The sequence below is a fragment of the Bartonella sp. SD1336NMGDW genome (assembly GCF_042193565.1).
Taxonomy (GTDB): Bacteria; Pseudomonadota; Alphaproteobacteria; order Rhizobiales; family Rhizobiaceae; genus Bartonella; species Bartonella grahamii.
Genome location: NZ_JBHILW010000011.1, coordinates 1 through 26,096, shown reverse-complemented (window position 1 = coordinate 26,096; position 26,096 = coordinate 1). Strand labels below are relative to the sequence as shown.

Genomic DNA, 26,096 nt, shown 5'->3' with positions numbered 1-26,096 from the left:
GGAGAAGGTGGAGGATCAACAGGATCAGAAGATGTAGAAGAAGAAGGTGTGGCAGATGTCAATGACGTAGGAAGTGGGTCGGGGGGAGAAGGTGGAGGATCAACAGGATCAGAAGATGTAGAAGAAGAAGGTGTGGCAGATGTCAATGACGTAGGAAGTGGATTGGGAGGCGGAGAATCTAAAGGATGAGATAATGAAAACGAAGCCGGTTTAATAAATGGACCATTATAAGTACCTATTCTAGAAGAAATGTAGATACCTTCAAGACGGAAATCCCAAAAATCCCCCTCACCTTCCACTAATCTTTGCTTAGCATCCGCTTTTCCAAAGGGCGAATTCGGACCATAACCACGAATACGATATTGATAAGGAAAACATTTCACTGTAGTATAACTATCATAACCATTGGCGAGTTGAAAAGAACCTGCCTGCGCTGTTCCAGCAACTTGAATAAGTGAAATGCTTTGATCTCTTCCATCATGGACTTCTTTATTTGCAGCTTTTGGAAAATTTCGCACATGAATGAATGTCGTTCCCGAGACATCACCAGAAATCAATATACGATCGGTTTTTTGGGGATCAAACAAACCCTCATCACTCAAAAATGCACTCAACTTAATCTGAGCATTTCCCTCAGCACTGTAAACTTTTTTATCTTTTGATGCGAGAATTCTATCTCCTGCGCCTATATCCGGCCTTTTTCCAATGCGTAGCGTTTGATAACCATTCAATATATCTTCATCATAAAAGATCAGTGTACTATTGGAAAGACTTAGAGAAGAAAGAGATGAAACAGATTCCCGTAAACCATTGTATTTACTTTTAGTAAGATACCATGTTGAATAACGGGTTAACTCTAAATCAATAGTTGATTTATCGTCAACACGCGTCCCTCCTGTCAGAGAAGAAGAATTCGCTTTCACCAATAGAGAAGCGTTGTTTTCAGCTTTTAACAACAAATCACCAGAAATCTTTGTTTCATCAGATAATTCAAGAATACCTTCAGCCCTATAGCCTCTATTTCCCTTCGCATAAATCGCAATACCATCTGGAACTGTCATATTTGTCTGTGATAAATAAACAAATGCCTTCCCCGTGAGAACTTTTTGGGTTTCTAAAACTTTTTCATCATCTCGTTGCCTAGTCATCTTAGCAAGCTCTTCTGGAGCTAAAACATTAAAATACAGACCATGTACTCCCTCCCCTTTCACAGAAATATCGTTTTTTTCTATCTTAATACTTGTATTCTTAAAGCCATCTGGCGAAACATACTTTTGAATTAATTTGCCATTGTTTTCTACATAACCTGAAAAATTTTTAATCAAGAATGCGTGCATATTGTTAAGATGAATAAAACCTTTTTTCAAATAAACATCACCTCCTTGAAAAACCTCAAAAGCTTCCGGCAATACCCCCATAGCGCCATCACCATCTGTTCTAGCTTCCTCCCTCCTTCCTTGCCCCGTAATACACATAGTATCAAGAATATAGCGCCCCCCAAACCGAGTTGAAAATGAGCCAATCTTATTAAAATTAACGGTACCTTCTGACATTCTAACCATTGCATCAAAACCACTCATAATACCGATCCCTTTTACCTTCAAATTATCTGGCTCAATATCGATATTCACACTCTCTAAAGCAATATCCGTTTCTTTCCCCCATGCATAAATAGCATGTGAAGCACCCTTAATTTCCCCTACTGTCATGCTAATAACTGCATTTTGAGCACGAAGAGCAGGTATGTCCTTGAAATCTGCAAATGTTAGATTAAGTTTTCCACCATTTCTTACATACGCCCCATAGGCAGATATTTTATCTGGATTATCGCCATAAACTGTTATCTGAGACGCATTAACAATTGTGCCTACTTTTTCTACATATATAGCTGCAATAGGCGCAACCTCCTGAGAATTTTTTAAGTAATAAACTTTATTTGCGAGAAAGTGTGTTTTTCTATCATCGCATTTATAAAATGCCTCTCCTGCATCACTTGAAGATCCTGCAGCACTAACATAAGCAACCTGAAAAAAATAAAGAATAGCTGTTGTAAAATTGTATAAAAATGCATGTTTGTAAAATACATTTATCACCATTCTTCCTTACCCCTATTTATTAACGAAGAACAATCACATAATGTATATTATAAACTTATTAAAATAAATATACGATAAATATTTAACTTAATTATTAATATAACACTTATATACTTATATATAAATTATTCTATATTTCATGGATAACTAAAAAAGATATTGTAATCTACCGGAAAAGCTCATTCCAGAAAACCCTGCTTTTGTCAGTCCATGCTGATAATTTATATCTCCATGAAGTACAAATTTCGAAGATAATTTGGCATTAAAACCGAGCCCCGCTTCTAAAGAAGAACCAAAATCACCTAACTGGAAATCATTTTTAAATGAAACAAACTGTCTATCTCCAAAACTACGCATAAGATAAAGCTTACCATAGAAAGAAATAACACGCCCCTCTTCAAAGGGCGCAAGAAACTTAGTTAAACGCCCACCAGCACGTGCCGTCCATTGATTAAATTTTCCCATATCAACATCAATACTATCAACATCACGCACACCATCAAACTGAAGATGCTGATAAATAAGCTGAAGCTGTGGATCAAAAACAAAACCATTACGCCCTATTGCAAATGTTTTACCACTGGTTAAAGAAGCACTTGACTGTTTACCTTTTAATGTTGCGACCTTACCCCGTGCAAGAGTGAAAACATCACCCCTAAACAAGCCGTAAGATAACAACCCATCCATATAAAAACCCGCATCATGTTGCAGACTTCCATAAGCAGCAACGGACCATTTATCAAATGGACTCTTTTTGCTCTGTTCAACATTTAGAGGATGGAGAGAGAGGTTTCCATAAGTTCCCATCACCCCAAACAATGAGCAACTCTCTGAACTCTCAATTTCTTTCAATAAAACGCCTGCTTCCAGTGCACTATAATCGAGTTCGGCTCCATAGCCATATTCAAAAGCAGAAAGATTTGAAGCATAGTGATAGCTTCCACCATAACCACGGATAAAAAATGCTGGATTTTCATCACTCTTCAAAGAACCTCGAGAAGAGCTTCGTATTGCCTTCAATTTTTTATTTTGAGAGACAAGATCCATCAAGCGGGTATGGAATAAAGCATTTGGTAAAAGGAGATAAGTTGGTAACTGTGGAACAACCGCTCTAATTCTTGGCTCGGACTGAATATCAAGCCTAACAGGAACAAACACAACTGGTGTAGGTTCAACTGGAACAGGCGGAGTGGGAACAGGATCTGTAGGTATAGGATCACTTGGATCAGAAAGCTCAAACGGAGTAGGTGTTGGTGTAACAACTGCAACTGGAGAGGAAGAAGCTGAAGGATCTACCGACGCAGAGGGCGCAGAAGATGAAGGATCTGTAGGCGTAGGTAATGGAGTGGGCACAGAACCTGTAGATGAAGGATCACCTAACTCAGAGGGCGTAGACGGAGAAGAGGCAGGTATAACGGCTGGAGATAGAGGAGTGGGTGCCGAATCTTTAGATGAAGATTCTACTGACTTAGATAACACAGATGCAGAAGGCTCAGAACTAACAGAAGTAGATGGCACAGACAACTCAAATGGAGAAGACGTAACCGGAGAAGATAGCTCCAGCACAGTTTCTACAGGGAAAGATCTAACTAAATCAGACGGCGATGCAGGCATTGATTGTTTAGGTAAAGTTTCAACTGAAACAGAAGGAGATGGTATAGGCTTAAAGTCAACAGGAGCAGATGGCACAGGCGACTCGGACGAAGGAGGTGTAGAGTAAACGGTTGGAACAGGTGTAGAAATACCCTCCGTAGAAGAAAGCTCGGTTGAAAAAGACGACTCATCTGAAGAAGCCGTAGGTGGAGCAGACGGCATAGGTGGTTCAGGCATGGGAGCCAAAGAAGGAGATGTAACTGAATCAGATGGTGCAGATATGGATTCTATATGAGAAGTTTCAACTGTATTAGCAGAAGGAGTAAAGATAGAATCCGTAAAGGAATTTTCAATCGGAGAAGATAGCTCCAACACAGGTTCTACAGAAAAAGATCTAGCTAAATCAGACGGAGATGCAGGCATCGATTGTTTAGGTAAAGTTTCAACTGAAGTAGAAGGAGATGGTATAGACTTAAGGTCAACAGAAGCAGATGGCACAGGCGACTCGGACGAAGGAGGTGTAGAGTAAACGGTTGGAACAGGTGTAGAAATACCCTCCGTAGAAGAAAGCTCGGTTGAAAAAGACAACTCATCTGAAGAAACCGTAGGTGGAGCAGACGGCATAGGTGGTTCAGGCATAGGAGCCAGAGGAGGAGGTGTAACTGAATCAGATGGTGTAGGTATAGATTCTATATGCGAAGTTTCAACTGTATCAGTAGAAAGCAATGGTACAGATGTAGAATCGACAGGAGGAGAGGACGGTAAAGATACTTCAACAAAAGGAAGCGTAGATGGAGTGGAAGTAAGATCCGTATGAACAGGTTCAATAGTCTTAGTTTCAGAAGAATCAACTTTGGAACTCACATAAATACCTTCAAGGCGAAAATCCCAAAAGTCTCCATTGCCTGCAACTAATCTATTCTTGGGATCTGCTTTTCCAGAAGAAGAATTTGGACCATAAGCACGAAGATGGTATTGATAAGGAAAACTACCTATTGTAACATACCCACTGGCAAGTTGAAAAGAATCTTCACACGCGTACCCAGAAACTTGAACAAGTGAAACACTTTCACTTCCTTTATCACGGACTTCTTTTTTTGATTTTTCGGAAAAACCTTCCACTTGGAGAAGTGTAGTCTCCCCCGAGACATCACCATAAATCAAAATACGATCAACTTTTTGAGTATCAAATAAACCATCGTCATTTAAAAATGCACCGAGCTTAATCCGAGAATTACCCTGTGCACTATATGCATCCTTATGGACTAGTCCGTATAATGCTATCAACTCACCTTGTTTACTTATATCATCTATATCATCTATAATCGTTTTTTTTCCAATGCGCAGTGTTTGATAATTATTGGATATACTATTAAAAACAATAGTACTGTCTGAAAGACTTATATATGAGACGGATGTATCTATAGAAATACCTTCTTGTGAATCTTCGTTTTTACTTTGGATGAGATAATATTTACTTTGGGTAAGATACCATGTCGAGCCACGCGTTAACTCTAAATCAACAGTAGATGTATCTTCAACACGAATATCTCCTGTAAGCGTAGTGTCCCTAGCTTTTACGGTTATAAAGGAGTCGTATTGAGCTTTAAATAACAAATCACCAGAGATTCTGGTTCCTTCCGATAATTCAAGAGTAGCTTCAGCTCCCAAACCTTCAGTCCCCGTAGCATAAATAGCAATACCATCTGGAACTGTAAGAGACGTCTTTGACAAATAAACCGATGCAGTTCCCAGAACAATTTTTTCTGTTTCTGAACGTTTTTTATCATCTATATTCAACATATCAGCCCATCGATCTGAATCTAATGTATCAAAGTACAGACCATGTACCCCCATCCCATGCACAGAAATATTTGATCTCTCAATATTAATATTTGTTTTCTTAAATTCATCTGATGAATCATAACTCTGAATTAGCTTGCCATTTTTATAGGCATAACCTAAAAAATTTGTAATCAAGAAGCCATGCATATCAGTAAGCAGAATAGAACTATCCCTCAAATGAACAGCTCCCCCTTGAGATATGTCAAAAGCTTCTGGTAATTTATCAACACTTTCATTATCAACTATAGCAGTGTATTTTTCTCCTTTTCCCTCAACCATCATGGTATCGAGAAGATACTTCCCCCCAAATTTTGTTGAAAATGCGCCAATCTCATTAAAAGTAACGGTACCACCTGACATCCTAACAAATGCATCAAGACCACTTACAATCCCTATACCCTTTACATTCAAATTGTCTGGCTTAATCTCAACATTTACACGAACTAAAGCTATATCCGTCTTTTTCCCCGATGCATAAATAGCGTGTGAAGTTCCCTCAATCTTCCCGTCGTTCATTTGAATAACTCCATTGAGAGCACGAAGACCGGGGATATTCTTAAAATTTGAATCCGTTAGAACAAGCTTTCCGCTATCTTGTACGAATGCACCATATTGAGATATTTCATCTGGATTACTACCCGTAACAGTTATACGAGACGCATTAACAATTGTGCCTTGCTTTCCTACATATATAGCAGAAACCGATTTACCTTTAGAAGCGTTTAGAAAATCATAGGTTTTATTTTTGATTACGTGCTTCTTACCATCACTGCATGTATAAAACTGAGCCTCTGAATCACACGAAACTCTAGAAGCGTTAGAATTCGCACTAACAACCACGATTGGAAAAAAAGAAACAGCAGCTGTTGTAAGAGTATATAAAAACTTATAACTTTTAAATATATTAGCCATAACTCTATTACAACCTCTCCCCCCTTATATAAAAGAAGATAACACCTGCAATAACGCTAAGTTAAACATTCGAAAAATGAGAAGTATAAAACTTAAATATTCGTTTTATACTTCATACAAAATTCTATAATTGTGTAAAACTTATCTTATAATTTATGGTTATCTAAAAATGGTAGCGAAGACCCCCAGAAAAACTTACTCCAGAAAAACCAGCCTTGGTAAGCTTGTGCTGATAAGTCACATCTCCATGCAAAGCAAACTTTGAAGACAATTGAGCATTAACACCCAATCCAGCTTCTAGAGAAGAACCAAAAGCCCCTAACTGGAAAGAATCTTTAAAGCGCACAGCTCTTTCTTTGCCAAAATCATGGGCAAAATGAATCTTTCCATAGAAAGAAACATCACGATCTTTTTCAGGTGCAGTAAGAGTCTTTATTAAACGCCCCCCCATACGCACCATCAATTGATCAAGTTTATCCATCTCAATATTAAAATTATCAATATCACGAACCTCATTAAATTGAAGATGTTGATAAACAACCTGAACCTGTGGATCAAAAACAACACCTTCATATCCTGTGGCAATTTTCTGACCACCCATTAAGGAAACACTTAAAGGGTTACCCTTCAATGTTGCAGTCTTACCCCGAGCAGTTGTCAGAACATCTCCCTTAAACAGACCATAGGATAAAAGACCATCAACATAGAATCCTGCATCATGCTGCATACTGCCATAGACTGTAGCAGTCCATTTATCAAATGTACTTTTTTGGCTTTGTGCAACATCTCGAGGCTGTAGAGAGAGCTTTCCATAAGACCCCATAACCCCAAAGGATATAGCACTGTCAACATTTTCAATTTTTTGTAGCAAAACACCTGTCTCTAGCGCATAGTACCCTAGATCCCCTCCATAACCATATTCAAGCGCAGATAAATCTGAAACATAACGATAACTCCCACCATAGCCACGCAAAAATGAAGCAGGATTTTCACGAATTTCCAACATTCCACTAGGATGAGTCCGTACTCTCTCCAACTGCTTATTTTGATTGCTGATATCCATTAAACCAGCATGGAATAAACTATTTGGCAAAAGCAGATAAGTTGGTACCTGAGGAACAACAGATCTTACACCTCGTCGAGACGGAAAAACATTTTCAATCTTAGAAAGACTATCCGCAGAAGACACTGGAACAACATCCGCAGAAGGCGCTGGAACAACATCATCAGAAGAGGTTTGAACAACATCCGCAGAAGATGCTGGAACAACATCATCAGAAGAGGTTTGAACAACATCCGCAGAAGGCGCTGGAACAACATCATCAGAAGATTCTGGAACAATATCCTCAAAAGAAGTACGTGTAGGAGGTGTACGTTTAGAAACCATAGGAGTGCTTCTAGAAACAGCAGGTGTCTGAACATATTCATTTTCTAAACGAAAATTCCAAAATGCTCCTCCATTCAAAGCAAACCTCTGTTTAACATGCTCCTCCCCTCCAGTAGCTTTTGGTCCATAAGAACGAAGAACATATTTATAAGGCGCGCCATCCAATGCAACATACTGCCCATTCAGTTGAAAAGAGTCATACGATGCATCTCCATAAACTTGAATAATTGAAACACTATGCGCTTTTTCATTTTTTCCTTTTAAACCTCCTGCAACCCCTTGTATATGGACTATAGTTTTTCCCCAAACATCACCATGAATGAGGAGCCGATCCGTTACTTGCTTACCACTTGTATCACTAGGATTTAAACATGCATTCAAATGAATCCAAGCACCACTCAACCCCTTATAAACATGACCTTTTCCTTTTCCAATATAAAGCGTTTGATATGCATGATCAGTACTGGACTTTGGTTTTTTAAAAATAATAGAACTATTAGAAAGATCTACCGATGAAATAAACGAAACACTTCTATAATTAGGATCTTCTAATTTTTTATGTCTTGGTTGCAATAAAACCCACTGTGAATTATTTTTCAAGTCAAGCTCAACTTTAGAACTATTATCAACCTGAGTTTGACCGACAAGTGCAGAAGCATCAGCAACAACCTTTATAGAAGAGTTACTATTAACCTTCAGCAACAAATCTCCAAAAAGCTTTGTTTCCTTTAAAGATATATAAGACTTTCCAGATTTACTGCTGTAAAGAGCTATGCTATCTGGGACTACAAAACGCGTCTTTTTCAAATCAACGCGCGATAATTCTTTCTCTAACGAACCATCTGATGCTGCTTTACCTTCAAAATGCATACCATAAAATGCATTACCTTTCACTGTAATATTGGAATCTCCAATATCAATCTGAGGAGCTTTATCTCCCTGCAATAAAAGCCCATGAGCATCAGTAACATCAACAGACCCTTTCATAAAATCAACATAACCATCTTCAGATATGTGAAAAGCTGCCTGACGACCTGCATCCAGCCCTTGATCATCCTTGCCAGTACTCCCCTTGCCGGTAATAGAGACACCCTCTAAAATAAGGTATCCTTTTTCTCCTGCTTTAACCCCAACACTTCCTAGCCTAATTTTTGTATTCGTTAAATTAATTCTACTTCGAGATTTTCCTTCTGCAAAAGCCCCCGTTTTGATTGCATCAATCGATCCACCAGATAGTGTGAGGAAACCACCTTGAGCTTCCACCCCCACTAAAACGCCACTCAACGTAGAATCGCTCAGAAAGACTCCTGCCTGTTCTGATGCCTTTACTCCATATGTCCAAAAATTCTTTTCCGAATTATTCTTTTCATCCGAAATACCCTTAACAGTTATATTTTTGCCACGAATAGTTGTACCTTTCTTAGACGCCTCTATGGCTCCATAAACACTATTAATATTTTTACCCGTTCGTGAATAAACTTTATTATTAATTTCATGCTCTCCACCATCATCACATTGATAAAATGCTATATTCTGATCACATGAAGACTGCTTTTTTTCAGAGGAAACTTGAGATTCAGCATTGTGTGCAAAAACATCAACATTGTGTGCAAAAAAGAGACATGCTGTTGTAAAAGTACATAAGGAGAAACGATTTTTAAATAGATTTACCATAATTACACCATAATTACGCCCCATTATAGAGCAATACATAACGTATCAAGAGGTTCAACCAGAAAATTTAATACGTTTTGGTTTAAAGATAGGAAGTCTATTAATATTTTTTGTGTTTTATGTAAATATGGAATTAAAAAATTACTCAAAAATACAATCTAAATCTGTCGCTTTTACAAAAAAATTGCAAAAATATAACTGAAGAACGACAGAAAAATCACCTTTAAAGTTGTTATTCCAAAATAGCCTTAATCGGTTGACATGCATTAAAAACGCCTGCTTTAACTGCTGTCTAATCCCACCAGAACGGGTATAATCAACATCCTTACGATAGAGATATTATATTGAAACAATATGTATTTGTAAGCAGACAAAACATATACCAAAATTGAAAAACAAGAGTTTACCTATGCCTTTTTAGGCAAACTTCGTGGCAAGACAGCCTAATAAAGAGTAGGAACGTGTAAAAATCAGTTCCTATTTTTACTACCTCCTTTTAATGTAACTTGATAACATTTAAACGCATTCAGAGCCGGATCTTTAAAAAGTAAAGATTATACATGACTTCATCCTGGTATTTAACGCATTCCTTTTAAGAAAACACATTTTCCAAAAACAATATGTCATTATGTTTCTCATTCATCAGTTTTCTCAGATATCTCTCATTTTTGCCATCCCCATTTCACAACGACAGCGGATATAATATAAAGTTCATCGGATATAGCCCTCATTGCGCTTGAGTATCTTCTTTTCCTTTGCCAATTTCTAATATTGTAAATCCTCTCCTCTTAAGGTAATTTTCAAAATTATATTGACTCCTTTCTTAGACGATTATCCCCTTGCCAATCTGACATATAATATGCAAAGAAATGCTTTTTATGGGTTCATCATAAAAGCATTGAAAATATTTCCGCATCCTGAATTAAAAAATATCTTTATCAATCGGCATATAATAAATAATATAATTATCACTCTGAAATACACGTTTTGAAACGATAACGTACAAACTCTTCAAACTTTTCAAAAAAATGAAAGAAGTCCAACCCAAAAGCATATCAAAGATATGCGAAGTTACACTCTCGTAAAAAGGCTATAACACAAAATGAATAGAGAATGAGAAAAAGCCACAAGTCATACTTGTGGCTTTTTCAAAGATTAATCAGAAACAGCAACAAAACTAGAAATGATAACGCAAACCACCAGAGAAACTAGTTCCAGAAAAACCAGCTTTCGTTAGCTTGTGCTGATAAACCAAATCGCCGTAAAGCGCAAATTTTTGAGACAATTGGGCATTAAAACCTAATCCAGTTTCTAACGAAGAACCAAAAGAGCCTAGCTGAAAAGCATCTTTAAAATGCACAAATTGTTTTCCTTCAAAACCGTGAGCAAGATGAAGCTTGCCATAGAAAGAAACAACTTGAGCCTTATCAGTTGCGACCAGCCTCTTTGTTAAACGCCCTCCAACACGCCCTATCCACTGATGAAGTTTTCCTAAATCAATATCAAAGCCATCCACATCAGGCACTTTATTAAATTGAAGATATTGATAAACAACTTGAACTTGCGGATCAAAAACAAAACCGTTCTCCCCCACCATAAACGTTTTACCAGCAGTCAATGAAGCACTTAAAGGATTTCCCTTTAATGTTGCCGTCTTGCCACGTGCAGTTGTTAGAACATCACCTTTAAACAAACCGTAAGACACAAGACCATCAATGTAAAAACCTGCATCATGCTGCATACCACCGTATGCTGTAACTGACCATTTATCAAATGTACTTTTTTGACTCTGCTCAACATTCAAAGGTTGCAAAGAAAATCTCTCGTAGGCCCCGATAATTCCAAAAGAAGTGGAACCATACATATTTTCGATTGCTTTCAGCAAAACGCCTGCCTCTATGGCATTATAATCAAGCTCGCCGCCATAACCATATTCAAGCGCAGAAAGATTTGAAGTATAACGATGATTGCCGCCATAACCGCTCACAAAAAAGAGAGGATTTTCACGACTTTCTAATAAGCCCCCAGAGGAAATTCGTAAAGCTTCTAATCTCTTATTTTGATTGTTCACATTCATCAAACCAATATGACGTAAGGCATTAGGCAAAAGGAGATAAGTCGGAACCTGCGGAACAACAACCCTAACTCCCGGCTTAGGATGAGGCTCCGGAGCTGGTTCTGGTCCTGGAATTGGATCGGGATCCGGTTTAGGTTTAACATCAGAATCTATAGATCTACTTTCAAGGCGAAAATCCCAAAATTCTCCGTTCCCTTCAACTAATCTTTGATCCATGCTTGCTTTTCCCAAATGAGACCCTGGACCATAACTATAAAGCTTATACTGATAAGGTAATTTATCTAATGCTACATAACCACCTTCCAACTGAAAAGAATCTTGCTCTGCTTGTCCAGAAACCTGAATGATTGAAATACCTTGATCATTTCCTCCCCTTCCCGTATATCCTCCTGGACTTCCTGAAACTCCACGCACCTGGAGCTTTGTTTTTCCCGAAACATCACCATGAATTAAAACACGATCAGTCTTTTGATGATCAAGAGCACCACCACTATTCAAGTATGTATTAAGGGAAATAGAGGCACCGCCCTGTGCTTTATAAACTTCACCCCTTCCCTTTCCAATACGAAGAGTTTGATAATCATCAGCAGAAGAAGATTCATCTCTTTTAAAATTAATAGAGCTCTCACCCATAAGACTAACGAGTGAAATAGAAGAATTATGTGCAGCCTCATTTTGATCTTTTTGCAACGGTTGTTGTAAAATCCATTTAGAACGGCCTCCCAAATAAAGTTCGGCATTAGAATTTTTATCAACATGTGTGCGACCTTCAAGAGTAGAAGCATCAGCCAAAACTGTTATAGAAGCACCTTCCTCAGCTTTTAATAAAAAATTCCCTGAACGAAGAGTGCTGTGCACCAACCCCACCGCACCAGAAATAATGTTTCTACCATAAAGAGCCGCATCGTCTAAAACAGAAAACTCTGTTTTATCCAAATTAACAACTTCTAATCGTGGTAAAGCTTTTTCTTCCTCTGATGAAATTTCTTCTTTTTTATCCCCACCTTCACTCCATGGCTTCTCTCCCCGCAAATAGATACCATAAGATCCCTTACCCTTTACAGTAACAGAAGAGGATTTCATATTAACTTCAGTCACAGGAATCTTTGAACCAGAATCTTCATTTGATAAATCTTTAACTTCCTGCAGAGGAATAGAATCGACTGTATTTTCTAATAATATGCCATGGACATCCATAGCACGAATAGTAGTACCCTCTAAATTAACAGCCCCCCCTAAATCCGTATGCACAACCGCACGATCCTTACCTTTGTCACCCTTCCCAGTAATTTTAACATTCTCGAGATTTACCTCCCCACCTAACATCGAAGAAATCCCATGGCTGTTCATAAAATCAACTGATCCACCTGACATCCAAACTTCTGAATGATCATAACTTAAAAGGCTTGCGTTCCCATTAGCGGTCTTAATTTCTGTATCTTCTAAAAGAACAAACGAATTCTCTGTTGCGTCAACACCCTCATTACTTTCCTTAATCTTGCCATTTTTTACCTGAATCACGCCATTACTCGCACGAAGGGCTATAACTGTATTTTTGATAATCGGATCTTTCAAAACAATCTTACCGTTCTCTAATACATGTACCCCCATTAGAAAAGTTTTATCAGCAACTTGACTACTAACCGTCACATCCTCCCCACTAACCCTTGTGCCTATTCCTTTTACCGCTATAGCAGTAGGTTCATCAGGATAATTGGAAACGTTCTTATTCGTAATCCTATAAGATTTATTATCAATTTTAGACTCCCCTTTAGACTCCCCGCAATTATCGCATATATAATACAACCCATTATAGTAATAAAACCCAGGATTCACTCCTCTTCCATCAGAGTCTGCATCTTTAACAGAGTTATCTACATTACCCGTATGCCCATTCCATCCAACCTTTCCACTCAGCTCACGATAATCGCTCCCCCCACGAATACCCTCATCGTTGTCGCCAACATGAATCATATTAGGAGGATAATAATTCCTCCCCCCACTTTCTCCACTAAGAGGAAGCTTATGCTTATTACTCCCGCTAAGATGAGGAGAAGAATTAGCAGAGACAACTGGGATAACCTTTATAACATAAGGTTTACTATCCTTCCCCTCTGCAGCCGCATACACTTCTCTTCCATTTTGAAGCAAAGAGAGGATAGCTGTTGTACAAGCACATAAACATACATGATTTCTAAAAACTTTAATCATAGTTCCCTCGAAACTTTCCTTCCCCTCTCATTAAAAATAAAAGCACCTGCAAAACATCCCATTGCACACCTCAAAACACGAAAAGTGTAACAAAAAGAACATGCATCATGCTCATCTGAACTGTGCAATGAATTATCCCAATACATTTGGCAGAAGCTCTACGCCAAAACCACCTATAAGAGAATAATTAATAATCACACTTTATAGGTGTATAATGCATTCTGTATTTCGTGTAAAGAAAAAATAAAATCAGTGCGTGCAATTAATTAAAAAAACAACTAAACCTTGTGACCTTAAAAAATTAATCCACAAGGAGATAAATAAAACAATGAGTTAAATCAGTGGAAAATAAACTCTCAAAAACGAGTTTTAGAAAACATCAAATATTATATTAGATAATATCAATACAGTACCAAAAAGGATAACCTAACGCATACTGGACTGCTGAACGCTTAAAAAGCCGATAAACGCGAGGCATTCTATCGCACCAAAACAGCATAAATTTTAAGAGAATTCGCTTTAGCGTAGAAAAGTGCTCTCATGCATAAAACAAACTATGTCTTTTTTTGCTCAATCAAGAAGATGAAAAGCTTTTAAGAGCAACACAAGTTGTTACAAAGAAAAAAGGCAGCACAATGTGCTGCCTTTTTTAAAAGGTACATACTGTACCTTATATTAAAACTGATAACGCACTCCTCCGGAAAAACTTGTTCCAGAAAAACCAGCCTTATTAAGTTTATGTTGATAGAGAATGTCAGCATGTAGAGAGAACTGTGGCAACAATTTGGCATTAACGCCTAATCCAGCCTCTAATGAAGAACCAAAAGCTCCTAACTTGAAAGCATCCTTGAAATGCACAGACTGTTTTCCTTCAAAACCATGAGCAAGATAAAGCTTACCATAGAAAGCAATAGCATTCACGCCTTCAGAACCTGTAGGAATCTTGGTTAAGCGTCCACCAACACGTGCTACCCACTGATTAAGGTTACCCATTTCAATATCAAAATTGTCAATATCACGAGCTTTATTAAACTGGAGATGTTGATACACAACCTGAACCTGCGGATCAAAGACAAAACCCTTATATCCTGTCGCAATTGTCTGACCACCAGCTAAAGAAACACTCAAAGGATTACCTTTTAATGTTGCTGTTTTACCCCGTGCAAGAGTGAGAACATCACCTTTGAACAGACCATAGGATAAAAGACCGTCGACATAGAAGCCAGCATTATGCTGCATGCTACCATATACCGTAGCAGTCCATTTATCAAATGCACTCTTCTGGCTTTGCTCAACATTCAAAGGCTGCAGAGAAAGTTTTCCATAAGTTCCCATAACGCCAAAGGATATAGCACTGTCAGCATTTTCAATAGTTTGCAGCAGAACACCTGCCTCTACACCATGATAGTCAAGATCACCTCCGTAACCATATTCAAGTGCGGAAAGATCTGAAGCATAACGGTAACTTCCACCATAGCCGCGCAAGTATAAAGCGGGATTTTCACGAACCTCTACCATTCCTGTAGAAGTCATCCGTAACGTCTCCAACTGCTTATTTTGATTGCTAATATCCATCAAACCAGCGTGGAATACGCTATTAGGCAAGACAAGATAAGTTGGAACCTGTGGAACAACAGACCTTACAAATTGTTCAGGAAGGACAGCAGATCCAACAGACTTAACATACTGATTTTCTAGACGGAAGTTCCAAAACTCCCCACCATCCTTAACAAACTTCTGTTGCACATGCTCCTGTTTCGAAGTCGCTTCTGGACCATAAGCACGAAGAGTATATTTATAAGGTGAGTTTCTCAGTGCAACATAATTGCCATCGAGTTGGAAAGAGTCCTTCTTCGCTTGACCATAGACCTGAATAACTGAAACACTGTGAGCAATTTTTCCATTCGCTCTAGCATCTCCTACATTGGCCGCATCACCCCGTACATGTATTTTCGTTTTTCCAGAAACATCACCATGAATGACAAGCCGATCAGTGACTTGCTGATTACTCGGATCACGAGGATTTAAACGTGCATTGAGATGAATTGCAGCATTACCCTGTGCCGCATAAACTATTCCTTTCCCATTTCCAATATGGAGAGTCTGATATTTTCCTTCAGATTCCGAAGATGCAAAATCAATAGTACTATTTACAAGACTTACAGAAGAAATGCATGAATCCACACATCCTAAATCTGGAGTACCCAAATTCCTCTGTGCACTTCTTTTTAGAATCCACTCTGATTGATTAATTAAATCTAATTTTGCATAAGAACTTTTATCAACGCGCACATCGCCTTTAACAATAGAACTATCAACCAAAACCGATATATTGGAATCATTGTCAGCCTTCAACAACAAGTCACCAACAAGAGTTGTTTTATTTTCTAATGAAACATGACCACCAGAATTATTACCATAGATCGCTATACCACTTGCAACTTCAAAATCAGTTTTTTTCAACGAAACTGTCCCTGTTATGCTTATAGGTGTTTTCTCCTGTTTGGATACAGTACTCCGCTTAACAACAATTGCTTTCTCAGTTGCTAAATCCTCACTCCGATTTTGTTGACTCGCTTCTTTCTGTATTCCCCCATCAAAATATATACCATAGGTTCCATCACCTTCCACTCTAACAATAGAAGACTCGATATTTGCATGATTCGTAGTAGGACGAACCTCAGAAGATCTCCTTCTCCTAGAAGAGCCGGTCTCAACCACATTATCATCAGACTTCATAATCCACAAAGCATGAGCATCAGTCACAACATTCCCATTCTTAAAATCAACAGAAGCATTATCACTCAACAGAAAAGCTGCACGCCCAAAGTTATCTGCGGAATCTAACTTACCCTGTCCTTTTTTCGCAGTAATATCAACTTTGTCTAACTCAACGCTTCCCCCAGCTTCTGACCTCACAGCCACTCCTTTTGTCAGAGTAATAGCCCCAGAGTCCATAGACACCTTACCAGCTAGACTTACCAAACCAGCCGCAGCCAAATCCCCCGTCACGTTAATTTTTGTATCCTTTAAATTAACAGATGATCCAGAACCCGCCAAAGCGCCTACATAAAGCGCATCGACTGTTCCATCAGTCATCTTAACCTTTCCGCCACTTTGTGCTTCAAGCCCAATCACAGAAGACTGGATTTTTGATTTCTTATCCAAAACAACTTCTCCATTGTCTTCTGCAAGCACAGTACTCACGCGCTTTGATGTAGTAAAATCAACATTATTTTCACTATCAGAAAAATCCGCACCACTAATGATAGCTCCCTCTAACTTAATAACCGTATCCTGATTTTTTACATGTATAGGATGCTGAGCTTTATCACTTGCCTTCAATGTAAAGTTTTTTATTGTCCGCGATTTACCATCACTACACAAATAAGTAGTCCGTGATTTCTTCTCACCATTATTTACATCATCACATGTAGAAGCAATTGCTTCCTTAGAAGAAACATTCCCATTAGCAGAATGACTAGGCACAAGAATACGCCCAACAGATTCCTTAGAAAGCGCAACAGGTTTTACGGTAGTCTCAGAAGTAGAAGGCTTTATGGAAGCTGCTGATTTTATAGATGGAAGCCTATTCGATATAGTGTGCCCAGATGATACAGAAATCCCATCTGTCGATATCACAGAAATCCTACCTGTATCAGATCTCCCAAGTGAATTAGCTCCTGAAGATATTAAAGTTACCGAATTTACAGATGAAGGAGATGAATTGGACAAAACAGAATATACGTCATGCCCAGATGTCTCAGATCTTACAAGATTAGTAGATGCGTCCCCCCCAGATACAGTAGAAGTAACAGGAGATTTAGTAGGAGAAGGAGTCGATACTACTTCAGATGTTCCAGCCCTCCTCGGATCAGTAGATGCGCCCCCCTCAGATACAGTAGAAGTAACAGGAGATTTAGTAGGAGAAGGAGTCGATACTACTTCAGATGTTCTAGCCTCCCCCTGATCAGGAGATGCATCTCTTTCAGATACAGTAGAAGTAACAGGAGATTTAGTAGGAGCAGGAAGAGACGCTACAGTTTCAGATGCTTCACTCTCTACACCGTCAGATTCACCGTCTGTACGATCTTCATCACTTGTTACCAGTCCTTCATCATAACTGGAAGTTTCCCCTAGAATATAAGAATCCGTCCCCCTATTACTTTCACCAACAGTTTCCTCAGTTGCCAAGGTATGTAGAACAGTAGATGAAGGGTTTGATATTGTAGAAGGCTCATTTCCAGCTTCTTCATGACTTACATCACCTATATCAGATCTTACAAGATCAGTAGATGCGTCCTCCCCAGACCCAGTAGAAATAACAGAAGACGTAGTAGGAGAAGGAAGAGACGTTACAACCTCAGATACTTCACTCACTACACCGTCATATCCACCATTTGTAAGATCTTCTTGACCTGTATCAGATATCAAAAGTGTATTAGGTACAGCAGGGTCTACAGATTCAGATCTCTCAGATACACCAAGAGTAACAGAAGGCTCAACAGTCTGAGTAAGTCCATATTCATCTGTTGTCCCCATTAATCCATCTTCTGCTTCCGGTAATGGAGAAGGTCTATCTGGACCTAGAGAATTTACACCCACTATAGTATAACCACCATAATCTGTATCAAAATCATCGTAATCTATTATATCATAACCATCGTAACCTATTATATTATACTCTACTTCCTCTGCATTCTGACGAGAATATTCACCACCAGAAAGAAGATAAATACCCGTATCTCCATCACTTGTTACCAGTTCTTCACCATAACTGAAAGTTCCCTCCGGCATATAAGGATTCGGGTTCCTTCTACTTTCATTTCCATTAACAGTCTCCCCAGTTGTCACGGTCTGTAGAGGAGTAGATGAAGAACCTGATGCTCTAGAAGAGTTATCTTCATCCCCTGCTTGATTTACATCACCTGTATCAGATCTCTCTACAGCATCTACTTTTAAGTCAGGACTAGAGGGGCCTGCAGGTAAGTCAGAACTAGGGGAGCCTGCAGGTAAGTCAGGACTAGAGGGAAGTGCAGGAGCAACCTCTCTTATACCAGCAGCGGCATCGCCTTGCTTTTTTTCGCTAACCTCAACACTATCAAGATACTCAAGATCAGGAACTATATTAAATAAACGAGGAGCAGGCCATATATTATATTCCGCTAAGACTATTTCTGATGCCAAAGGAGGTTCTACCTTAGTACCATCTGCAGCTTCTATTTTACCTTCTAACCGGTAATCCCAAATCTGTTTACTGTTTGCCAATTTATTATCGAAATACTTCATCTTCGGAGGTGTCACTGGACCGTAAGCACGAAGGATATACTGATAAGGTGAACCGCCTATCGTAACATACGCATCATTCAGCGTAAAAGAATCTTTCCTCGCCTCCCCATAAACCTGAATAATTGAAATACTCTGAGGTTTATAACCTTGAGCATCCTGAACTTGTTGAGCATCACCATTCCGTCTAATTGAATGCACATGCACCTTAGTTTGACCAGAGACATCACCATGAATTAAAAGCCTATCAGATAGCTGAGAATCCCCTGATGCATCAGCCGGCACAGATGCACGGAAATAAATATGAGAATTCCCAGAAGCGGTGTAAACTGCGCCTTTCCCATTTCCTATACGAAGCATTTGATAACTATCAGCTTGTTGATCAGCTTGTTGATCAGCACCATTTCTAAAAGGCAAAAACGAAATAGTAGAATTGTCAAGTCTTACAGATGAAATACATGAATCCTTACAACTGTTAGCGTTCTTTGCAAATCTACTTTTCGTTAAATGCCATTTCGATCCATTGAACAAAAAAAGCTTACCCTGAGAACCTACTTCAACATTAGCTTCACCTCTAACTATAGAATCATTAACAAAAACAGACACTTCAGAAGTAGATCTAGTTTTTAAGAATGAATCACCAGAAACATTTGATCCGCTATCTATAAGGACAGAGCCTCTCACATAATGACCTGAAATGGCTGTACCATCTGGAACCTTAAGAGTAGTGTCTTGCAAAAGAACTAAAGATTCCTTATTTTGTAATTGGTTACTTTTTCGACTCTGTTCTGGATTTTGACTCTGTTCTGGATCATCGGGTTGATTATCAAAATATACGCCAATAGACCTTTCGCCTCTCAAGTTTATAGTTGAAGATTTTATAGAAGCCCTAATCTTAAAGTTCGGTTCATCGATTCTTTCTTCAGCGATTCTGTTTTTATCGATTTCTGCCCTTGTCTTTTCTCCTAAAATTTGGGGTATAAGATAGTTAACATAGTCCGAAGAAGCAAGAAACTCGGTACTGGCTTCATCTATCCCAATATGCTTCACGCTTGTAGCATCATTTCCTCTATTATTGTTAGAATTTTCATCATCATGGCCAAAGGCCCATACACCAATAACATTTGAATGATTAATGTTTTCATTTTTAAAGGAAATAAAACCTCCTTCTACAAATGAAAGGCTACTCACTAGCTGTGTTGCATCGTTAGGGTTGCTTCCATTGATTATAACACTAACATTATCTAGTTGAATGATTCCTCCCTTTTCTGCCGAAACTACAGTTGCACCTATCGGCACAGCAACCTTCCCCGATTTCATGTCTATTACTGATCCCTTGGAGACACGGAAAGCAGTTACCTCATCACCTAGAAGATCTTCTTCTTCTTCATCTTCATCTTCATCTTCTTCATCTTCACTACTTAAAACCCACTGTTGTCCCGACACATTCATCTCTGTATCACGCAACATAATAAGTGATTCATTTATAGCCTCAGCACCCATAATTGCATTCAAGACTTTCCCTTTTTTCATAACGATCTTTCCACCATTGAAAGCAAAAAGCCCAGTGTCAAAATCACGAACCCATGAGTCTTTCAATTCAATCACTCCATCTTGTAATACAAATACAGCGCTCCCATATTGCGGCACTGCACCCTGAGCATCCTGATTAGCATTTGCAGTAGGTCGGTTCCAAAGAGATGAAGAGTACAATTTAACAATTGTCGGTTTAGCAGTTTCCGCTGATCCTCCAACAACATCAACACTTCCCACTGTTAAAGCATTACCGCCCTCCTTTTTCACTATAACCGTACTATACTTCATTGAGTGTTCTGTTCTATCATTACAAACAACAGGTAATAAAGGAGCATTAAAATCTTTATAACTCGCTACATTACATGCATTGGCGCCACCCTGGACACCGCCAGCACCAAGGCCACCAGCACCAAGGCCACCAGCACCAAGGCCACCAGCACCACCAGCACCAGCAGCACCAGGAACAGCACCAGCACCAGCACCAGCACCAGGAACAGCACCAGCACCACCAGCACCAGGACCAGGACCAGGACCAGCACCACTCGCTATCGAAGCATCAACACCTTGTAAAAGGAAAAGAGCACTCGCTGTCAGTGCGTACAGACTTGTACGCTTTTTAAATACATTGATCATATGTCAAACTTTCTAAATAATGTTGCAAAAACACTAGAATTAAGTGAAAATGAGGTAAGTGAACAATTTGTAACATATGTTAGTCAACTTTACAACATAGTGTTATTTATTTACTCTTCATTTTGTGCATAAAAATACCAAAGTTAAGTTTTTAAGTGCGCAAACCCTTGTAATATTAGATAAAAGGATAAAATCACGATGATAAAATATATGAAACGGATGACTTCTGTTTTACTGGTTGCAATCAGCTTTGCAACAGCTTTATGGACTCATACGAGTATTGCAAATACGAGTACTCAAACAAATATAACGATTAATCATGTTTCAGGCACGACTTCTGTTCCCGCTTCTCCGCAAAAGGTTGTTGTGTTTGATATTGCCTCTCTTGATAATATGAATCGCCTTGGTATCAAAGCGGTTATCGGTATTCCTGAAGGTAAAAAACCATCCTATCTGCAACAATTTGATGATGCAAAATATGAAAAAATTGGTACCCTTTTTGAACCCGATTATGAAAAAATTGCCACCCTTCAACCTGATTTGATTATTATTTCCTCCAGAACTCAAGCAAAATATAATGATTTATCCAAAATCGCTCCAACAATTGATCTAACTGTAGGAAATGAAAACTCTCTTGCAGATATTGAACGGAATGTGTCTATTCTTGGCAAAATTTTTGGCAAAGAAAAAGAAGCTGCAGAAGAAATTGCAAAACTCAATGAAACTTTAGCTGAAGTTCGTAAAAATACTAAAGGAAAAGGCCAAGGTCTTGTACTCATGACTTCTGGTGGAAAAATCAGTGCCTTAGGACCAAAGTCACGTTTTGATATTTTGCATTCCGCTTTCGGAATTGCCCCTGCAACCGATAAACTCACTGTACAAAAACATGGACAGCTCATTTCTCCTGAATTTATTCTTGAGACAAATCCTGATTGGTTGTTGGTGATTGATCGCGATGCCGCAATTGGACGGGAAGGGCAATCCGCAGCACAATTGCTTAACAATGAGCTTGTTCACCGCACAACAGCAAGCAAACAAAACCAAGTTATTTATTTGGACTCTTGGAGCTGGTATCGTGCAAGTGGTGGTTTAACGGGACTCTTTGAAACCGCTAAGCAGATCAATGAAGCCTTTACAAAGAGCAAATAAGCGTACAAAAGAGCTTGCTTGCTATATAAATAAAATTTAAAAGCAGAGATTGTTTATTAAGCAGTCTTTGCTTTTTTTAATTTTGTTAGAAAATGATTTAACGTGAAGAATTACTGGATAACCATAACACTTCTCATTCTCCTGTCTATCCTCAGCATTTTTGTTGGTTATTCTGATGTCACACCTTCTGACCTTTTCGCAGCCGATCCCCATGCGTGGCTTATTTTTTGGCAAACCCGTCTTCCTCGTACCATTGCAATCCTTTTAGTAGGTGCATCACTTGCACTTTCAGGTATGATTATGCAACTATTGACACGCAATCGCTTTGTCGAACCATCAACCGCTGGAACTGTTGAATCTGCTTCCCTTGGTATTCTTTTTATTATGATTTTTCTGCCCGATATTTCTGTTTTAGGAAAAATGGTCGTTGCGACACTTTTTGCCATGACAGGCACTTTACTTTTTATGTTTTTATTGCGCCGCATTCCTCTAAAATCTGCTCTCATTGTACCCCTTACAGGGATTATGCTAAGCTATATCATTGGCTCTTTAACCAATGCCATTGCAGATTATGAAATGTTACTTCCCTCTCTTCAAGCTTACTTATTTGGCAGTTTTTCAATGGTTCTTGAAGGAAAATATGAGCTCTTATGGCTATCCCTTCCCCTTTGTATTCTGGCCTATTGTACTGCTGATCGCTTTACGGTTGCAAGTTTGGGAGAAGATTTAACCAATAACCTTGGATTGAATTATCGTGTTGTCATGTTTTTTGGTCTTTTTATTGTCGCCTCAATCACTGCTGTTGTTGTCTGTACCATTGGCCGTATTCCTTTTGTTGGACTCATTGTGCCCAACCTTGTGTCAAATTTCATGGGCGATAATATGCGCCGTACTGCTCCTTGGGTGGCCATCAGCGGTGCAGGATTGGTCTTGATTTGTGATCTTGTAGGACGAATAATTCATCCCTCTCTTGAAATTCCCATAAGCACTATGATGGGTGTAATCGGTAGTTTTATTTTTATGATACTGCTTTTACGCTGGAGAAAGCGTCTTGGATAGAAGAAGAAAAACAATATGTGTACTAACAACACTTATCATCATAGCATGTACTGTCATTAGTCTTTACATGACGTGGAATATCAATGTTTATACATGGACATTTCGTCTTACAAAACTTTCCTCTCTGCTTCTTATTGCCTATGCAATAAGCGTTTCTACGGTTTTATTTCAAACAATCGTTAATAACCGTCTTCTTACCCCTTCAATTATGGGATTTGATCAGCTTTATATTTTAATAAAGACTGTTCTGATATATTTTGTAGGCTCTCTTTCTTTGCCCTTTTTAAATGAAGAAGGACAACTCATTCTCGAAGCCCTCATTCTTATTCTTTTTTCAATAAGCCTTTTTCGCTGGCTCTTTTCAGGAAGCCTAAAAGGACTTCATTTGACGCTTTTAATTGGTGTTGTTTTAGGCGGCTTCTTTTTCAGTTTACGGATGTTTATGCAATTGCAACTAAATCCAGACCAAATGATGAATTTAACGGATATTATGTTTGCAAATTTTAATAAATTTAATACATCACTCATAAGCTTTGCCACAATCATTGTCTTCATTGTGAGTCTGATTGGATGGCATTCCCGTCATCTTCTTGATATTTTGGCTTTGGGACGTGATAATGCTCTTAATCTTGGCGTTAACTACCACAAAAGTGCGACAGCTGTCCTTATTTTTGTTTCCATTCTCGTTTCCATTTCTACCGCATTAGTAGGCCCAGTCACCTTTTTTGGACTGTTGGTTGCCAACCTTTCCTATGAACTTTCTCCTCAAGCAAAACACAGTGTTGTTGTGCCGATTGCAATATTATTAGCGATTATTTGTTTGGTGGGAGGACAATTTATTTTAGAACAAATTTTTCACATGGCAGGACGTTTAAGTTTTATCATTGAATTTTGTGGGGGTATTGTTTTCTTAATATTACTGATGAAGGGAAAACTAAAATGATTGAGATCAATCATCTTTCCAAGGCTTACGGAGCACGATTGATTATCGATAATTTATGCCTTCATCTTCCCAAAGGGGGGATTATTTCTCTCATTGGGCCCAATGGTTCGGGAAAATCAACTCTTTTAATGCTGATAAGACGTCTTTTGCCACACCATAATGGTACAATTCATATCGACGGCTTTGATATTGATACAATGCCCCACGATATTTTGGCTCAAAAACTCTCAATTCTGCGTCAAGATAATCCTTTATCCTTCCGTTTAACCGTGTACGATTTAGTAAGTTTCGGACGCTATCCTTATTCAAAAGGCTGGTATACACATGAAGATAAACAATTTATCGACAGTTCGCTACGCTATCTCGGCTTACAAGATTTAAAAGATCATTTTTTAGATGAGCTTTCTGGCGGTCAGCGTCAACGCGCTTTTATAGCCATGGTTATCTGCCAAGATACTGATTATCTTCTCTTAGATGAACCATTAAACAATCTGGATATGAAACATGCCGTTTCTATGATGAAGCAGTTACGCCGCACAGCTGATGAACTGAAAAAAACCATCCTTATTGTCATGCACGATATTAATTTCGCCTCATCTTATTCAGATATGATTGTTGCACTAAAAAATGGAAAAGCAGCCTATTGTGGAACTCCCAAAGAAATTATGCAACCAGAAATCCTTAAAGACATTTATGATGTTGATATTCAAATTAAAACAATCAATGACATTCCTATCGCCCTTTATTATCGATAATCTAAAGATTTTTTGCGCTTGCCTACACTGTAGAATCTGCTAGAGATGATAAAATTGGCTTATTGGGGAATAGTTTAATGGTAGAACAGCGGACTCTGACTCCGTCAATCTTGGTTCGAATCCAAGTTCCCCAGCCAGTGTTGTATGTATGTAGCTTGTTGTAGCTTTTGTAGCTTGCCAGTGTAGCTTGCCAGCGGGTTTTGTATATTTTGCCACTAGGTTTTGTACCAATTTATTTTTTTTCAAAGAGTTTTAAAGTGGTTCTCAAAGGATCTTCAAAGACCTTTCAAAGATCATTTAAAGCCTCTTTTTCTTTTCTGCTCAAAATCACAATTTGAGATGATCAATCAAATTGACTGATAATTTTTCTGTATCCTAAGCACATTATTCAGAACATTATTAAAAAGAGAAGCGTTTAAGGAATTCGGTCAACTTGACCAAATTGCTCTTCAGTCTGCAATTGTGCAACGTTTGCACCATTACTCCTTTGAGGAATTGGGTAAACATTACCCTATTGCTGTACTCATGCAATTGGATCAACTTGATCCTATTTCTCGTTTTAGCAATTGGTGCAAGTTGCACCTATTCCTTACCTCCACACCAAAGTGCGAACTTTTGATTTTGGTCTCAATACTCTTCAACACCGATCAAAGGGTCAAGTTGACCCTTTGATTTTTTGTCACTCAGAGGTTTTCTTTTCTCCTGCCTCTTTTCCCTTGTTTGGTGCCTCAAAGGTGATTTCTGTGGTGTATCCGCTTTGTTTTTCATAGCAGTGGGTGACAGTGGAAGCTTTCCATGGCCCATTGATTTGCCCACGAAACCCTTGCAATAAAAGAGGTTGATCCGCCATGATTTCTGGTCGCCCCTCAAGGGTCAAAGAACCACTGCCCACAGCACGACACAACCTGTCCGACTCGGAAGCAGCAGCAGCTCGTGCTTC

Annotated in this window: 9 protein-coding genes, 1 tRNA gene and 1 pseudogene; 5 read left to right on the top strand and 6 right to left on the bottom strand. The window is 38.7% G+C overall.

The features are described from left to right. The 5 genes from ACFIKH_RS06880 to ACFIKH_RS06860 all read right to left on the bottom strand — a co-directional run. Nucleotides 1-2,096 (bottom strand): autotransporter outer membrane beta-barrel domain-containing protein (locus tag ACFIKH_RS06880; protein WP_375671295.1); only part of this gene is annotated, 2,096 nt, incomplete at its 3' end. A gap of 147 nt (nt 2,097-2,243) precedes the next feature. Further along, nucleotides 2,244-6,446 (bottom strand): autotransporter outer membrane beta-barrel domain-containing protein, encoded by a 4,203-nt coding sequence (locus tag ACFIKH_RS06875; RefSeq protein WP_375671284.1) that lies wholly within the window; start codon nt 6,444-6,446, stop codon nt 2,244-2,246. A gap of 163 nt (nt 6,447-6,609) precedes the next feature. Continuing rightward, nucleotides 6,610-9,507: an autotransporter outer membrane beta-barrel domain-containing protein gene (locus tag ACFIKH_RS06870; RefSeq protein ID WP_375671282.1), complete on the bottom strand. Its 2,898-nt coding sequence runs from the start codon at nt 9,505-9,507 to the stop codon at nt 6,610-6,612. 1,177 nt (nt 9,508-10,684) lie between these two features. After that, nucleotides 10,685-13,795 (bottom strand): autotransporter outer membrane beta-barrel domain-containing protein, encoded by a 3,111-nt coding sequence (locus ACFIKH_RS06865; RefSeq protein ID WP_375671280.1) that lies wholly within the window; start codon nt 13,793-13,795, stop codon nt 10,685-10,687. Between the two features lie 675 nt (nt 13,796-14,470). Next, the gene (locus ACFIKH_RS06860) at nt 14,471-21,250 is read right to left on the bottom strand and encodes an autotransporter outer membrane beta-barrel domain-containing protein (protein WP_375671278.1); all 6,780 of its coding nucleotides are present in this window, start codon (nt 21,248-21,250) and stop codon (nt 14,471-14,473) included. Between the two features lie 198 nt (nt 21,251-21,448). On the opposite strand from ACFIKH_RS06860, the gene ACFIKH_RS06855 reads away from it, so the two are divergent. The 5 genes from ACFIKH_RS06855 (at nt 21,449) to ACFIKH_RS06835 (ending at nt 25,293) form a co-directional block, all read left to right on the top strand. After that, the gene (locus ACFIKH_RS06855; RefSeq protein ID WP_375671276.1) at nt 21,449-22,399 is read left to right on the top strand and encodes a siderophore ABC transporter substrate-binding protein; all 951 of its coding nucleotides are present in this window, start codon (nt 21,449-21,451) and stop codon (nt 22,397-22,399) included. A 102-nt stretch (nt 22,400-22,501) separates the two neighbouring features. Then, nucleotides 22,502-23,458 (top strand): iron chelate uptake ABC transporter family permease subunit, encoded by a 957-nt coding sequence (locus tag ACFIKH_RS06850; protein WP_273788235.1) that lies wholly within the window; start codon nt 22,502-22,504, stop codon nt 23,456-23,458. After that, nucleotides 23,451-24,401: an iron chelate uptake ABC transporter family permease subunit gene (locus ACFIKH_RS06845; protein WP_375627314.1), complete on the top strand. Its 951-nt coding sequence runs from the start codon at nt 23,451-23,453 to the stop codon at nt 24,399-24,401. Before ACFIKH_RS06850 ends, ACFIKH_RS06845 begins: the two co-directional genes overlap by 8 nt. Next, complete coding sequence (locus ACFIKH_RS06840) at nt 24,398-25,156, top strand: ABC transporter ATP-binding protein (protein ID WP_375627313.1); 759 nt, start codon at nt 24,398-24,400, stop codon at nt 25,154-25,156. Before ACFIKH_RS06845 ends, ACFIKH_RS06840 begins: the two co-directional genes overlap by 4 nt. A gap of 63 nt (nt 25,157-25,219) precedes the next feature. After that, a tRNA-Gln gene (locus tag ACFIKH_RS06835) sits at nt 25,220-25,293 on the top strand. Between the two features lie 542 nt (nt 25,294-25,835). Here ACFIKH_RS06835 and ACFIKH_RS06830 read toward each other — a convergent pair. Continuing rightward, nucleotides 25,836-26,096: pseudogene (locus ACFIKH_RS06830) on the bottom strand (late control protein); the annotation flags it as partial.